Raw genomic sequence first — 15,859 nt, forward strand, 5'->3', positions numbered from 1 at the left:
AGGGGGATAAGATGAGCGACACTTTTGATCACATCGTCATCGGAGGCGGCTCTGCCGGCAGTGTCGCGACATCCCGTCTGGTCGAAGATGGCGGCGGACGCGTCCTGCTGCTTGAGGCCGGTCATCATCATCGACATCCGTTGCTTGATATGCCGCCGGGGGTTTTCAAACTCCTCAAGAACGGGTCCAAGTTTTTTAAGACCCATTTATCGGAACCGCAGCCGCATTTGGATGGCCGCAGGGCGGAGATTCCGCAAGGCAATGTGCTGGGCGGCGGGTCCAGTGTGAACGGACAGGCCTATGTGCGTGGTCGCCCATCCGACTACGACGCTTGGGACGAAACGTTGCGCGGCAATAACGATGCCATTGGCTGGGGCTGGGATGATGTCCTGCCGCATTTCAAACGCCTTGAAGGCAATCGGACGTTTAACAACGAACTGCATGGGTCAGATGGCAAACTCGTCGTGTCGGATCCTGGTCACATCGACGATATGGCCCGATGGTTTGTTCAGGCTTTGCAGGCGCAGGGCGAGCCATTTAATCCCGATTTCAATGGCACTTCTCAGCGCGGCGCGGGATTTTTTCAATTCACTTACGATAAGGGGCAACGTGTATCTGCGGCTTATGCTTTCCTTGATCCGCTTAAAAACGACCCCAACCTGACGATCCGGCTTAACGCCGAAGTACAGCGCATCATCATCGAAAAAGGGCGCGCTGTCGGCGTTGTCTATCGCGACAAATCGGGTGTGCACGAAGTGCACACAAATGGCGAAATCGTTCTGTCTGCTGGCGCATTTATGACCCCGAAGCTTTTGATGCTGTCCGGTCTCGGACCGGCGGATCACCTTGCGGATCATGGGATCGACGTGGTCGAAGATTTGCAAGGTGTTGGTCAGAATCTAAAGGACCATCCCGATGTTTCCGTGGTCGCACGGGCCAACGGCCCTTACGGCTACTACGGGCAGGATCGTGGCTGGAACATGCTGCGCAACGGGCTTGAATTCAAACTGTTCAGGCGCGGGCGCATCACAACGACCGGCTTGGAAGCTGCGTGTTTCGTCAATCCCACCACGCCGGACGCGCCACCCACGCATGAGGCTTATTGCATTCCAGTCATGTATCTGGACGACGCTTGGCTCAAACGGATCGGGGACGGGCATGGGGTGTCGATCCAGATGGTTTTGCTGAAACCGGAATCGACAGGTGAGGTCCGCCTTGCGTCTGCTGATCCGTCGGCCATGCCGCTGATTTCCCCTAATTTTTTAAAAGAGAAAGCAGACATGGACGCGATGATCGCGGGGCTGAGATACTTCCGTCGCACGATGGATACCGAACCTATGGCCAGCCGGATCAAAGAAGTAGTTGCACCGCTGGATATGTCCGACGATGGGTTGGCGGCCCATTGCCGCAAGGTTGTGAAAACAAACTACCATCCCGTCGGGACGGCCCGCATGGGCGCAGATGGCGACGCAATGGCGGTTTTGGATGCGCGTATGCGGGTGCGTGGCGTTGAAGGCTTACGCGTCTGTGACATGTCTGCAGTTCCCGACATTCCGGCTGGAAATACAAATGCGCCAGCGATGGTCTTGGGTGATCGGTGTGCCGATTTGATACTCGGGAATATCTAGTTTCGTCCGACAAAAATCATCGGAATTCATTAACACTTGACGAATCTACGCAATTTAGAGCAGAACTAGATAAGTTTGGTCGGACCAAACAAGGGGGAGAATGCCATGGACGCCGGGAAAATACTACGTGAGCGCAATATTATTGTTGTTACGTTGGTTTGCTGCGTCGTTTTCTACCTCGTTAGCCCACGGTTTCTAAGCTTGGACAACATGTCTGCGATCTCGCGTCAGGTTGTGCCGATTGGCCTGATCGCGCTTGGGCAGTTCTTCGTAATTGTGTCCGGCAACATTGATCTGTCGATGGGCATGGCGTCCGTTTTCTTTGCGGTCTTGTTAGGGGTGTTTTTCGGGCTAACCGGCGGTGTCGGCATTGGGCTGCTGGCGGTGGTTGCAGCGTCACTGACGATGGGGGCCCTGATTGGTGTTTTGGTCGCCAAGCTAAAGCTGCCCGCATTTATCGTCACGCTGTCGGCATTGTTCATGGCGCAAGGTCTGTCCGGTTTGGTGATCCCGCGCGGGCAGCAGATTTTCTTGATGGGTGGCTTTTTCCAATTTGCCGGATCGCAGAAGATTTTCGGTATTTATCTGTCGTTCTTGTTTCTGATCGCGCTGTGTGCCGCGGCTTACGTTGTCTACAATCACACGCGTATCGGTGCCGCGATTATTGCAATCGGTAACAGTGAAGAAAACGCCAAACTTGCTGGTATCAACGTTGATCGCGTGAAGATCGGTATCTTTATGTTCTCCGGTCTGTGCAGTGGATTTGCAGGGATCATGCTGTCCACGCGTATGGGGTTTGTGCAACCGGGACTTGATGGCAATGGCCTACTTTTGGATGCCATCGCGGCCATCATTATCGGGGGCACGCTGATCCAAGGCGGGCGCGGCACTATCGGTGGCGCCCTGTGGGGCATCGCATTCATCGGCATCGTCAACAATGCATTGAACCTGCTGAACGTGGAGGACGTTTGGCATCAGGTTTTCAAGGGCGTTGTGATTTTGACAGCGCTTGGGGTGAACTGGTTGCTTTGGCAATCACGTCAATCCGAAGCGCATTAGAACGAAAAACTGGCTTCCAAAAGCCAATTCACGGTTCACAAATGGAGGATAGAACCAATGACAATTAAGTCAGCAACAAAATTAGGACTCGCGCTTGGCGCAGCAATGGGCAGCACGGCTTTGGCCGACGGCCACGAGCTGGATATCGTCTTTATCAACGATGGCCACGTGGCCCCGTACCACGTCGCGTGGCTGTCCGGGTTTGAAGACGCAATTGCAGCCTATGATGAAGCATTCCCCGACATCGCGATCACCGGACGTTGGTTGTCTGCCGAAGGTAGCCTCGAAAAGATGATCCAGCAGACAGAGGTTACGATCAACGAAAACCCTGACGTGATGTTTGTGAACGCCATCAACGTTGACGCGTTTGAACCGCTGGTCGCCCAAGCCCAAGAGGCCGGGATCACATGGGTCGCGGTCCATTCGCCAATGGAAAGCGCTGACTACAGCTTTACGCTGGGCGATGTTGCCAATGGCCGGAACCAAGGTCTTGCGATGTGCGCATTGTCAGGTGGCGAACCTTATCAAGTTGCGATCATGCTGGGGCAGGCAGGTAATCCATCCGGTGAAGCCCGCCATGCTGGTATCCTTGAAGGCATTTCAGCGTGTGACAACATCGAAGTCGTCGCAGAACAGCCCGCAGATTGGGACACAGTTAAGGCGCAGACATTGGCCGAAAACTGGCTAACGCAATTCCCTGATCTTGACGCCATCTCTGGCGTGACTGACGGCTACATGTATCCATCAATCGCGATTGCCGCCAACTCTGGCAGATCCGACATGCAGTTCTTCGGCTATGACGGGGACATTCCGATCATGCAGCAAATGGAAGGTGGCCAGGTTATGGCTGACATCCTGTTGTCGGGCACTCGTGAAGGGTGGAACTTCGTGCAGATGGCCTACCGGATCAGCCAAGGCGAAGAGCTAGAACAAGTGTACGACTTTTTCACACCGCTGGTTTTGAGCGAAGCAAACCACGCCAAAGCGCTTGAAAACGGGTTCCCGGAAGATGTCACAGTTTACCATGTGGACCAGGCTTTAGAGGTCGCCGCGAACGGTTACCTCGAATTCGGCCCTGACTCTGTTCAGTAACTAAGACATCGCCGCCGGCAATCTCCCTTGCCGGCGGCACATTTGAAAAAGGGCCGTTTCATGTCAACCACCGCAGCCGCCAACCCGACCACCGCCAAGAAAGCGATCAGCGGACTGATGTTGCGCTACCTTGTTCTTGCCGGATTGATCGTCATCGCATCGTTGGGCTTTAGCCTTGCCAATGAAAACTTCTATTCGTTGGTGAACATCGGCATTTTGTTGCGATCGATTGCAGTGCTGTTTCTTGTGTCGATGGGCATGACATTTGTCATGCTGACCGGCGGAATTGATCTAAGTGTTGGATCAAACGTCGCCTTTGCAGGTGGTGTGGGTGTTATCACCCTGACGACCACGGGCAGTGCGCCACTTGGCTTTGCGACCGCAATTATTGCGGGCATGGCCATCGGAGCCATCAACGGCGTTTTCATTGGCCGTCTGAAATTGTCTGCATTTATGGTGACATTGGCCACCTTTGCATTGGCGCGCGGTCTTGCACTGGTGATCTATGATGCGACGTCGATCAATGTATCAGACCCCACCTTTTTGTGGCTGGGCGGGACAAGCTGGGGCAACATGCCTGTCGTGATCCCGTTTGTGGCCTGCGTCTTTATCGCACTCAGCATTTTGCTGTACCGGACGCCATTCGGCAGCAACGTCTATGCAGCCGGCGCGAATTTCAACACGGCCTTTGTCCTAGGGCGCAGGCCGGAACGGTCGGTCGTCTGGATCTATGCGTTATCCGGTGCGCTTGCCGGTATATCAGCGATCGTTACGGTCGGTCGTGTGTCGTCGGGCCAACCGTGGTCCGGTCTTTACCTTGAATTCGACGCGATTACCGCGGTTATCCTTGGCGGCACGTCCCTGTTTGGCGGGCGCGGACGGCTATTAGGCACGATCCTTGGCGTTCTGCTTTACGGCATCATTATCAACGGCTTGGTTCTGACTGGTACCAATCCGTACCTGCAAAGCCTGATCAAAGGCATGATCCTTTTGGGCGTTGTCCTTCTTGACAGTTGGACACAACGGGGGAAGTCAGCATGACCAATCGCGTTGATATGAAAGGGATCGGCAAAAGCTTTTTTGCGACCCGTGCCCTAGATAACGTCGATTTCTCCTGTGTTGCTGGCGAAGTCCATGCATTGGTTGGTTTGAACGGTGCGGGGAAATCAACGCTGATGAAGGTGTTGGGCGGTGTCATTCAACGCGATCAAGGCGTGATCGAAATGAATGGCGAAGAAATCGATATCGCGGCACCCATTGATGCGACAAAGCACGGTGTTGCTATGATCCATCAGGAATATTCGTTGATCAACGAATTGACGGTAGCGGACAACATCTTTCTAGGACGCGAACTGTTCATAGGGCGGACGCCGTTCTTGAATAAACGCGAGATGGCGCGACTAGTTACGGCACAACTTGATCGTTTCGGGCTGGATCTGGATCCGTCGCGCCCTGTGCGAGATCTGAATTCGGGCGAGAAACAGATTGTCGAAATCATCCGTGCCTTGATGTCGAACAGTTGGCTGATTGTGATGGATGAACCCACGTCCGCCTTGTCCGAAGAAGACAAAGAACGCCTATTCGGATTCATCCGGCGCATGAAAGACGAAGGAGTCGCGATTATTTATATCTCGCATCACATGCCTGAAATCTTTGGCATTGCCGAAGAAGTCACGGTGATGCGTGACGGCAAAATCGTATTGTCTGAACGCACGTCGCAAACCACCGAAGATGCCGTCATTCAGACCATGACCGGTACCGAACTTGATGATTTCGTGAAGCCTGTGAAAACGATCAGCGACGATGTTCTGCTGGACGTTCGCGACCTGAAATTACCGCAAGTATACGACGATGTTTCGTTTTCCCTGCGTCGTGGCGAAATTCTGGTCCTGACGGGTTTACGCGGCTGCGGTGCGCCGGAACTGGCCAAAGCGATCTTTGGGCTGACGGTCGGTTATGGCGGCACCATTTCTTACCGTGGCGAACCATTGCAACCGGGACGCGGACCCGCCGCTGCTGTCCGCGATGGCATGGGTATGGTGACCGAAAACCGCGACAAAAACGGGATCATGGCAGCGCTTTCTGTGCGCGATAATATTGCGTTACCGTTCTTGGAAAAAGCGACACGCGCGGGGCTGATTAACGCAAACCAGATCGGTACGTTGGTTGATAAGGCGATCCGCGAAACATCGACTAAAACATCCTCGCCGGATCAAGAAATCCGTTTCCTATCAGGTGGTAACAAACAAAAAATCTGTTTCTCGCGGTGGCTTGATGACGATCTTGAACTGTTGATCCTGTTGGAACCAACGCGCGGTATCGACGTACATGCCAAGGCCGACATTTACCGCATCATCGAGGACCTTGCGACGCGAGGCGTTGGTGTTTTGATCCTAAGTTACGAGATCGACGAGGTCATCATGCTCGCTGATCGGGTGATCACCATGTACCATGGCCGATCCGTTGCTGAATACTCCCATCCGAATTTTGATAAAGACAAGATGCTTGCAGATATGTCGGGCGCGAATTTGCCCGCTACAGAGCATGCGTGAAAGGAATACTATGACTTACTACCAAGCCTTCATCGATAATGCGTTCGTTGATGCTTCAAATGGTGCTAAAATGCCTGTCGTTGATCCGGCGACCGGCGGTCAATGGGCCGAAGTTCCGGCCTGTACACCGGACGATGTTGCCCGCGCCATCGAAACCTCTGCGCGTGCCCAAAATGATTGGCAGATGCTGCCACCGCAAACCCGTGCGGAACACATCTACCGGATCGCAGATGGTATTGAGCGTGAACGTGATCTTCTGGAAGAACTGCTTGTACTCGAACAGGGCAAAAGCCGTGCAGAAGCTGCGGGCGAAGTAACCGATACGATCCGCTACATGACGTACGCTGCTGAATCCGCGCGTCGCATCCAAGGTGAAATTTTGCCATCTGATCGTCCGAACGAACAGCTTTACATCTACCGTGTGCCGTACGGCGTGACGCTAGGGTTGTGTGCCTATAATTATCCGCTTGCCTTGATTGGTCGGAAAGCCGGGCCTGCGCTGGTGGCTGGCAACACGATGATCATCAAACCCCACGAAGCCACACCTGTCACCGCGTCGGTCTTTTGCCGAATTTGCAAAGAAGCGGGCCTGCCTGCAGGTGTTATCAACATGGTTACAGGCACCGGCAAAGACGTCGGTGCGCCATTGGTCGAAAGCCCCACAGTGCGAATGATTACGGTGACCGGATCAATCCGTGCAGGCCAAATGATCATGGAAGCGGCGTCAAAAAACCTGACCGCTTTGTCGCTAGAACTGGGTGGTTCAGCACCGTTTATCGTTCTGAAAGATGCGGACATCGAAGCCGCAGCAGAGGCAGCCGTCGTTGCCCGTTTTGCGAATGCAGGGCAGGTTTGTATTTGCAACGAAGGTGTGTTGGTCGAAGAATCCATTGCAGATGAATTTACCGCCAAAGTGTTGGAAAAGGTCAAAGCCGTCAAAGTCGGTGACCCGAAAACCAACGGCGGGATGGGACCTGTAACAACGCCGGACGCTTTGGCGCGCGTCGAACAAATTGTAGCTGATTCCGTCGCTGGCGGCGCGAAGGTCGCGGCTGGCGGGAAACGTCCTGATGGCGCTGCATTCGCATCGGGTAACTGGTACGAACCAACGGTTCTGGTGGATGCGACGGCGAACACCGCCGCAGTTGTTGAAGAGATTTTTGGCCCAGTGATGCCGATTGTACGCGTCAAAGACTACGAAGAGGCGCTTAGCATTGCGAACGCCCGCCCTGACGGGTTGTCGGCATATTTGTGGACCCAAAGCCCGTCCGTTTACATGGACGCGATCAAGCGCCTCGAAACCGGAACGATCTTCTTGAATTCGGGCATTACCGGTTTGGTGAACGGATACCACAATGGCCACAAGTTAAGCGGTCTTGGCGGCGAAGATGGTGTACACGGGTTCGAAGGCTACATGCAAAAACGCACAGTTTACATGGCCTACTGAACCTTAGGACTTGATCATTCCTGAATAATGGCGCCGGGCGATGCAATTACGCGTCCGGCGAGCACATGACCGGCTTTCATCGCATCAAGTTGAGAGTTTCCTCGCGCAATTGACGCGAGATATCCGGCATTAAAGCTGTCCCCAGCTGCGGTGGTATCCACAACCTTGATCAGTTCGGCAGATGGTTTGAAATCATAGGCACCCGACAGATCAAGCGGCCCCTCTGCGCCGCGTTTCATTGCACCATTCCTGACGCCCCATCCCTGTAGTCTGGCGGCCACTGCAGCGTTGTCGCAATCGCCGAAAAGCGCCTGTTCGTCGTCCGCAGACGGAAGCGCAATGTCAGCCAGACGCCACATAGCGGCATTGACCTGACGCGCGATATCGCTGCTTTCCCAAAGGGCTGGTCGGTGGTTGCTGTCGTAGGCGATTGTGCCGCCCGCTTTGCTGAATGCGTCCGCCCAATCAAGGACCTTTGACCGTACGGCTAGCGGCAGAATTGCAAGGGAAATGCCGGTCAGCAAAACCAGATCGAACGTTTCTAGGTCGTGCAGTGAAAGTGTGCTGTCACCAGAAAACAATTGCCGTGCAGCAGAGGCAGATCGCCAGTAGCTGAAGCTCCGTTCGCCCACGTCGTCGGTATCAATCGCGTAAAGCCCAGGCATCAGACCCGCGCGTCGTTCCACGAGCGTTGCATCGAGACCGTGGTTGCGAATGGCATCCAGAATACGGTCAGAATAGGGATCAGTTCCGATGGACGTCACATAAGCGACCTTCGTATCGGTATCACGCAAGGCACGCGCGAGATAAACAGCCGTGTTGTAGGTGTCACCTGCCACGCCAATATGGGCTGTGCCGTCACGTTGCGCACGCAGTTCGACCATAACTTCGCCAACACAGGCAATCCGGTGGATCGGCCGTTTCGTTTTCATTCAGATGTCTCCAAAGGTCAGACGCACTTGTTCCCAAGCCTCTGCCAAGTGTGTCTTTAGCTGGTTTTCTGCGGCGTCCGGGTCACGCAAAAGGATTGCTTCCAGAATGGCAGAATGTGCGGTGAAGTTCGCCTTGTTGCGGTCTGGCAGGCGGGGCATTTGCCGCCAGTGCGGTTCGAGCCACGTCGAATAGGCACGGTGAACTGAAGGCCAAACCGGATTGCCCGAAATCTGATAAAAGACCTGATGGAACTGCATGTCGGTTTGGTAAAACAGATCACTGTCGTCAATGGCGGCTTCGTTTGCTGCCAAAGCCGCTTTCAGATCGGCAATATCCTGTTTTCCAGCGTGTTCGGCGGCATTCCGGACCAGTGATCCTTCCACGAGAATACGTGTATCGAACAGGTTCCGGACACCGCTTGGCTGCAACAACAGGTTGCCAACAATCGAACTGGCGGCGTCCATAGCGGCATCGTAACCGGGTTTGCGGACGACGGGACGGTGGCGTGGTTTTGCAACAACTAGGCCCTGACTCGACAGAATTCCGACGGCTTCTCGTGCGACTGTGCGACTGATGTTGAATTCTGCCATCAAGTCACGTTCAGCAGGAATCGGTTGACCATTTGCAATTGATCCGTCCCTAATCCTTTGCGACATTGCTTGAACAACCTGATCTGCAGCTCTTCCAGTCATTTCTGTATCCTTTAGTTCAGCATCTTTTGTATGACTAAAAATTGAATATTCTTAATATTATTGACAATTGGGGCCGTATCAGCAAGTTATAATAAACTTTGGTCGGACCAAAATACAACTGATAAGGGCGCCACATATGTCAAACCCCAAGAATCCTATTCAAAATGTCACAGTTCGATCCTTTGATGTCCCTTTGGCTGAAGTCCTAACGGACGCCAAACACGGCGATCATACACATTTTGAGTTGGTAACCGCCACCGTGCGTCTTGCCGACGGAACAGAGGGCACGGGTTACACATATACCGGTGGCAAGGGCGGTCGCGCGATTGCAGCGATGATTGAACATGATCTCGCTCCGTTTTTGGTTGGCCGTGACGCAGGGGACGTTGAATCGCTTTATGATGCGATGCAATGGCATGTTCATTACGTTGCGCGTGGCGGCATCGCATCCTTTGCAATTTCTGCCGTGGACATTGCGCTGTGGGATTTACGCGGAAAACAGACTGGCCAGCCGCTTTGGAAAATGGCTGGCGGTGCGGGTGATCGGTGTCGCGCATATGCAGGCGGTATCGACCTGAATTTTCCGTTGCCGAAGTTGTTGGATAATGTGCGCGGGTATCTTGCGCAGGGGTTCAACGGCGTAAAGATCAAGATCGGACAACCAACGCTGGCCGAAGATGTTGCACGTATCAAGGCCGTTCGCGAAACCATCGGGCCTGACGTGACCTTTATGGTCGATGCGAATTATTCCATGACCGTTGAACAGGCCATTGAAGCGGCGCGCGCCTTCGCACCATACGATATTACGTGGTTTGAAGAACCAATCATCCCTGACGACTACCACGGCTATGCAAAGATTGCCGACGCCACTGGCATGCCGTTGGCGATGGGTGAAAACCTGCATACGATCCATGAATTTGAATATGCCATGGCGGACGCCAAACTAAGCTATATTCAGCCCGATGCTTCCAATTGCGGGGGCATCACCGGATGGCTTCAGGCCGCCGCGTTGGCGACGAAAAATGGCATGCCGGTGTGCAGCCACGGCATGCAAGAATTGCACGTCAGCTTGGTGTCTGCTCAACAAAACCCAGGGTGGATCGAAATCCATTCTTTCCCTATCGATACATATACACATCGCCCACTGGTCGTAGAAAACCACCTTGCCGTCGCGCCAAACGATGCCGGTATTGGCGTGTCTTTCGATTGGGACAAACTCACGCAAGCGCATAAGGAAATGCATGATGAGCACTCTTGAGATTAACGCGGCCTTCTATCGGGGCGACAAGTCATTCAAAGTCGAAAAGACGACTGTATCAGTGCCCAAAGCTGGTGAAGTGGCCGTGCGGATCGCATATTGTGGGATCTGCGGCACTGATATGCATGTTTTCCATGGCAACATGGATGCGCGTGTCGGTCTGAACCGCATTGTCGGGCATGAAATGTCTGGTGTGGTCGAAAGCATCGGCGAAGGTGTATCCGGTTTCGACGTGGGCGAGAACGTCGTGGTGCGGCCCTTGGACCATTGCGGCGAATGTCCTGCTTGTGCCGCTGGCCATGAACATATCTGCCATAAGCTAAAGTTTCTTGGCCTCGATACCGATGGTGCGATGCAAGAAATCTGGAACGTTCCAGCGCATACTTTGCACGCGTTGCCAGCCGATCTGCGGTTGGACCATGCAGCACTGATCGAACCTGTTGCGGTCGCTTGTCATGACGTGCGGCGTTCAGCGCTGAAAGAGGGTGAAGATGTCGTCGTGATCGGTGGTGGCCCGATTGGTGTTTTGGTCGCGATGGCGGCACGGGATGCTGGCGGTAATGTGGTGATTTCAGAAGTGAACCCAAACCGGTTGGCCATTGCGGAAAAGCTTGGCTTCGCGACGGTGAACCCCAAAGACGCTGATCTGGTTGAAGCGGTCATGTCCCGCACCGGTGGCAAAGGCGCCGATGTCGTATTTGAAGTGTCAGGCACGCAGCCGGGTGTTGATGCAATGACAGCGGTTGCTGCTAGCCGTGCACGGATTGTCATGGTCGCAATTCACGCCACCAAACCGCAAATCGATATGTTCCAGTTCTTCTGGCGCGAACTAGAGCTGCTTGGCGCGCGGGTCTATGAACCCGTGGACTACGATAAGGCGATTGAAATCATTGCCAGCGGCGGTGTGGATGCCGAAACGGTCATTACGAATATCAGCCCGCTCTCTGATATTCAGGCGGCTTTTGAAGCGCTTGATGGCAGCGCGACTGCAATGAAAAGCCTTATCAAGGTAGGAGCATAAACATGCTGGCCCAATTTGATCTCACTGGTAAAACCGCTCTCGTCACAGGGTGTAAACGCGGCATCGGACGCGGCATGGCTGAAGCCTTGGCAGCCGCAGGCGCGGACATCGTTGGTGTGTCTGCCACGTTAGAAAAGCAGGGTAGCGATGTTGAAAAAGCGGTACAGGACTTAGGTCGTTCGTTCCGGGCATATACATGCGATTTTTCCGATCGCAGTGCCCTTACTGAATTTGTGAAACAGCTTGAAGCAGACGGCATCGAGCCTGACATCTTGGTGAACAACGCAGGCACGATCAAACGCAAACCTGCCGCTGAACACCCTGACGAATGGTGGGATGAGGTGATTGAGGTCAATCTGTCCGCACAATTTGTCCTGAGCCGCGAAATTGGCCGTGGTATGATCGCGCGTGCTGCAAATGGCGGGGCGCGAGGCAAAATTGTCTTCACCGCATCTTTGCTGACCTACCAAGGCGGCATCACGGTGCCGGGATATGCTGCCTCCAAAGGCGGGATCGGACAATTAACCAAAGCGTTAGCGAACGAATGGGCGGGGCAGGGTGTCAACGTCAATGCAATCGCCCCCGGATACATTGCAACCGATAACACCGAAGCCTTGCGCAATGACAAAGAACGCTATGACGCAATTCTGGGCCGTATTCCACAAGGACGCTGGGGGAAACCAGAAGACTTTGCCGGACCGATTGTGTTCCTGTCATCGCCTGCATCTGACTACGTGAGTGGCGAAATTCTAACGGTCGATGGCGGCTGGATGGGGCGCTAAGCCGAACAAATGTTTAGACTGACCATTTGCGCCCCGTGATCGGGGCGCAAATTATTTTTCAGGTCGAAGGTCGGCACCCATCGCAGACGCTTTATGACTTTCACCATCGGTCGCGGTTCAGTTTCGGGCTTGGAACTGGCGCTCATATCAAACGACCGTCCTACTCAGATCTATACACAGGCAGGGCAGAAAACATCGATCTCAACAGCGCGCGCTCCGAAACTATTGGGACGTATTCGCACCCCAACAAACAATGGCGTCGTTGGGGCTGCGCGCTGTCGTTATCACGTCCTCACTTCGCATAGGCCAGTTCCGGTAAGAAAGTGGCAATAGCCGGGATGAACATGATCATGATCAGGGTGATCACCTCAACCTGTAGGAACCACCAGATGCCGCCGAAGATTTCTTTCAGCGAGAACGACGGCGCGACACCTTTAAGGACAAATGCGTTTAAGCCGACGGGTGGTGTGATCAAGCCAATTTCAAGCGTTTTCACCACGACAATGGCCAGCCAAATCGGGTGGGCACCCAGTTCGATCAGTGGCGGCACGAAGATCGGGACTGTTAGGAACATGACGGACACTGGATCAACCATGCACCCCAACACGAGCAAGAGCAGCACGTAGATGCAAACAATGCCCATCATCGACATATCAAGACCGACAATATATTCGGACACCGCCCCCGATGCACCGCTTACCGCAAGGTAAGACGAGAAAATCAGGGCGCCCACGAGAATGATGAAAATCACTGATGTGGTTTGCGCCGTATCAAGGAAAACTTCTTTCAAAACAGGGAATGACAGCCGATTGCGGATAAGCGCGATCAGGAAAGATCCGATAGCACCGATTGCGCCTGCTTCTGTTGGGGTGATGATCCCTGCGTAGATGCCACCGATCACAATACCGCCAAGGGCGATGAAGCTCCACACGCCTTTCAGGGACTGCAAACGTTCCTCGATACCTGCTTTGGGCAGCGCTGGTGCCATCTCAGGATTACGGCTGACGCGGATGTAGATCATCACGAGGTAGGCAAAGGCCGTAAGCAGTCCGGGGATGATCCCCGCAATCAGCAGCTTGGGAATAGATTCACGCGCAACGATGCCGTAGACGATCAAATTGATGCTCGGCGGGATCATCCCCGCAAGTGTGCCAACCGTTGCGACACATCCAGCGGCCAATTTACGGTTCACTTTCAGGCGCAGCATTTCAGGAATAGCAACACGCCCGAAAACCGCTGTCGAAGATGTGGTAGACCCCGAACAGGCGGCAAAGGCGACTGCGGCAACCGTCGTTGCAATCACGACGCTCCCCTTCAGGTGCCCAAGCCAAGCACGCGTTGCGCGATAGATATCCTGCGTAATACCGGCCTTGGCCGCGACATGCCCCATCAGAAGAAACAAAGGAACCGCGCTCAACGCGTACCCCGATCCAATGTCAAACAACCGCCCGCCGATGGCGTCAAAGGTGATGGTGGTGCCACGAATGAACGCAAATCCTGCAGCACCAGACAAAAGCAGGGAAATCCCGACGGGGACGCGCATTATCATCAATACCGCAACCATCCCGATCACGATCGGTAATTGAAGTGACTCAATCATGACTTATTCTCATCTTCTTCAGAGTTTTGGTGCGGAAATTCATTGGCTGCGGTTTCTTCCAGCAGTTCATTTTTGACGATCAAGTTGATCAATTGCGTCAAAAACCGCAGCGAAAACAGGGCCAATCCAATCGGAATACCTGCGCGTGCCCACCAGGTTTTCACCTCCACGATGCCTAGGATTGTGTCGCCCATGACGTAGTTGCTCCACGCTGATTCAGCGCTGGTCCACGTCAGCATGGTGAAAAACAAAAACGCCCCGAGAAGATAGACTGCTTCGGCAGCTTTTCGTGCTGAGCGGGGTAGGAAATCGTAGAGGATCCCAACCGTGATATGTGCGTCGCGACGTTGGGAATATCCCAGACCCAGATAGATCAGATATACGAACATCAAGCTGACGTATTCATAGGCACCCGGTAAGCTTATGGAAAATAACGCTCTTGCTGCGACTTCGAGGACGGTGATCGTCATCATTGTCGCGACAGCCAAAGCCGACGCATAGCAAGCGATTTCCTCCAGCTTTTTCTGCACCCCTAGGGCGCGGCTGGTTAAACTCGTCATTGCGACATCCTTCCCTCAAAATTCGGAAACTTGAACAAGCGTTTCACTTTGCGATTAGCGCAAAACTTTGAGCAACATGCATTATTCAGTGGTGGTTTAATACGGTTGCGCCGCCCATATCCCGTCTTGGTGGTTTGGACGGCGCAAGTGGTGGCCGGACATATTGCCCGACCATCCTAGGGAGGGGTTAGCCGCCGTGCTTTTCAAGAAGCGCAAGGAACTCATCGAGGACAGCTTGGCCAGGAAGACCTTCTTCTTCGCGTGCATCAACCCAGCTTTGCCAAGCAGCGTCGCGTACTTCCAGCATCTTGGCGCGTTCAGCGTCGTCCAATTTCACGATTTCTGTTTGTTCGCTCAATCGGGCATGGGATTCAGTTTCTGCGACTTCCAGAAGGCTGCGGGCTTGATCCACCATTTCTTCGTTCAGCTCTTCAATAACCGCCTGAACATCAGCTGGAAGTGCGTTCCATGTGTCCAAGTTAATGGTGACCGGCAGTGGGAAGAAGAACCAGTCTTCGTCGTCCCAGTAGCTAAAGATTTCGCCAAAACCAAAGGCATAAGCATCCGCTGGTGAACCGATGATCGCGGCTGTAACAACGCCGCGTTCGGCAGCAGCTGGCAGTTCACCCCAAGGGATGCCGTAAACGGTGATGTCCAGTTCTTTCAGGATTTCGGCAGCGCCACCGTGTGCACGGATTTTGGCAGCTTGCAGATCTTCGATCGTACGAATTGGGTCGTGCGACAGCAGCTGAATAGATGTCCAAAGCCCCGGAAACAGGTACTTCTGGTTCATCGCTGTAAATTCAGCTTCGACGGTTTCTGACTGGAAAAGTTCGTGGCCAGCACGTGCGTGTGCCAGTGGATCATCACTCATGAAGGGCAGGGATGTCACGTTGGCGAGCGGGAAAAGACCCGGGTTGTAGACAGGGGAAAACTCTCCCATGTCAAATGCACCCACTTTGATATTCTCCGGCTGACTCGAAAGTTTACCAAGCGCGCCACCAAAAATGCGTGTAAAATCCACATTGCCGTCAGTGCGGGCTTCAACTTCATCCATCCACCAGCGAACGGCCAAGTTTGATGGACCTTCACCTGTAAACGCATGGTACTTAAGGTTGATATCCTCTGCCATCGACACGGTTGGCGCCGCGAGCATTGCCACCGCAACTACGGCGCTTGCGCATAACGATTTGACTATCTTCATTTTTTCTCTCTCCCACTTTTAGTTCTGTGCT

Annotated in this window: 14 protein-coding genes; 9 read left to right on the forward strand and 5 right to left on the reverse strand. The window is 53.8% G+C overall.

Annotated features, from left to right (window positions below):
* Positions 1-11: 11 nt before the first annotated feature.
* The 6 genes from AC0L7R_RS18545 to AC0L7R_RS18570 all read left to right on the forward strand — a co-directional run bounded on the left by AC0L7R_RS18545 (position 12) and on the right by AC0L7R_RS18570 (position 7,778).
* Positions 12-1,628: a GMC family oxidoreductase N-terminal domain-containing protein gene (locus AC0L7R_RS18545; protein ID WP_473660758.1), complete on the forward strand. Its 1,617-nt coding sequence runs from the start codon at positions 12-14 to the stop codon at positions 1,626-1,628.
* A 105-nt stretch (positions 1,629-1,733) separates the two neighbouring features.
* A complete protein-coding gene (locus tag AC0L7R_RS18550; RefSeq protein WP_473660760.1) occupies positions 1,734-2,687 on the forward strand; it encodes an ABC transporter permease subunit in 954 nt (317 codons plus the stop codon).
* A gap of 57 nt (positions 2,688-2,744) precedes the next feature.
* Positions 2,745-3,779, forward strand: a complete 1,035-nt coding sequence (locus AC0L7R_RS18555; RefSeq protein WP_247129601.1) for a sugar ABC transporter substrate-binding protein — start codon at positions 2,745-2,747, stop codon at positions 3,777-3,779.
* A 60-nt stretch (positions 3,780-3,839) separates the two neighbouring features.
* Complete coding sequence (locus AC0L7R_RS18560; RefSeq protein WP_473660763.1) at positions 3,840-4,820, forward strand: ABC transporter permease subunit; 981 nt, start codon at positions 3,840-3,842, stop codon at positions 4,818-4,820.
* Complete coding sequence (locus AC0L7R_RS18565) at positions 4,817-6,331, forward strand: ATP-binding cassette domain-containing protein (RefSeq protein ID WP_473660766.1); 1,515 nt, start codon at positions 4,817-4,819, stop codon at positions 6,329-6,331. Before AC0L7R_RS18560 ends, AC0L7R_RS18565 begins: the two co-directional genes overlap by 4 nt.
* 10 nt (positions 6,332-6,341) lie before the next feature.
* Positions 6,342-7,778, forward strand: coding sequence for an aldehyde dehydrogenase family protein (locus tag AC0L7R_RS18570; protein ID WP_473660768.1), 1,437 nt, complete (start codon positions 6,342-6,344; stop codon positions 7,776-7,778).
* Between the two features lie 14 nt (positions 7,779-7,792).
* Here the strand turns inward: AC0L7R_RS18570 and AC0L7R_RS18575 are convergent, their stop codons facing one another.
* Complete coding sequence (locus AC0L7R_RS18575) at positions 7,793-8,710, reverse strand: PfkB family carbohydrate kinase (protein ID WP_473660770.1); 918 nt, start codon at positions 8,708-8,710, stop codon at positions 7,793-7,795.
* Entirely contained in the window at positions 8,711-9,403 is a 693-nt protein-coding gene (locus AC0L7R_RS18580; RefSeq protein ID WP_473660772.1) for an FCD domain-containing protein, read from the reverse strand.
* A gap of 136 nt (positions 9,404-9,539) precedes the next feature.
* On the opposite strand from AC0L7R_RS18580, the gene AC0L7R_RS18585 reads away from it, so the two are divergent.
* Genes AC0L7R_RS18585 through AC0L7R_RS18595 form a run of 3 tightly spaced genes read left to right on the forward strand, consistent with a single transcriptional unit; the run spans position 9,540 to position 12,464 of the window.
* A complete protein-coding gene (locus AC0L7R_RS18585) occupies positions 9,540-10,661 on the forward strand; it encodes an enolase C-terminal domain-like protein (RefSeq protein ID WP_473660774.1) in 1,122 nt (373 codons plus the stop codon).
* A complete protein-coding gene (locus AC0L7R_RS18590) occupies positions 10,648-11,682 on the forward strand; it encodes an alcohol dehydrogenase catalytic domain-containing protein (RefSeq protein WP_473660895.1) in 1,035 nt (344 codons plus the stop codon). The genes AC0L7R_RS18585 and AC0L7R_RS18590 overlap by 14 nt, the downstream gene beginning before the upstream one ends.
* Positions 11,683-11,684: 2 nt before the next feature.
* Positions 11,685-12,464 carry an SDR family oxidoreductase gene (locus AC0L7R_RS18595; RefSeq protein WP_473660776.1) on the forward strand — a complete coding sequence of 260 codons (780 nt, stop codon included), beginning with the start codon at positions 11,685-11,687 and terminating at the stop codon, positions 12,462-12,464.
* 292 nt (positions 12,465-12,756) lie between these two features.
* Here AC0L7R_RS18595 and AC0L7R_RS18600 read toward each other — a convergent pair whose 3' ends face one another.
* From AC0L7R_RS18600 to dctP, 3 genes are all read right to left on the reverse strand, one after another.
* A complete protein-coding gene (locus AC0L7R_RS18600) occupies positions 12,757-14,064 on the reverse strand; it encodes a TRAP transporter large permease subunit (RefSeq protein ID WP_473660778.1) in 1,308 nt (435 codons plus the stop codon).
* Positions 14,061-14,624, reverse strand: coding sequence for a TRAP transporter small permease subunit (locus tag AC0L7R_RS18605; RefSeq protein ID WP_473660780.1), 564 nt, complete (start codon positions 14,622-14,624; stop codon positions 14,061-14,063). Before AC0L7R_RS18605 ends, AC0L7R_RS18600 begins: the two co-directional genes overlap by 4 nt.
* Positions 14,625-14,811: 187 nt before the next feature.
* A complete protein-coding gene (dctP, locus tag AC0L7R_RS18610; protein ID WP_473660782.1) occupies positions 14,812-15,828 on the reverse strand; it encodes a TRAP transporter substrate-binding protein DctP in 1,017 nt (338 codons plus the stop codon).
* Positions 15,829-15,859: the final 31 nt, after the last annotated feature.

This window comes from Yoonia sp. D2-7 (assembly GCF_055809435.1).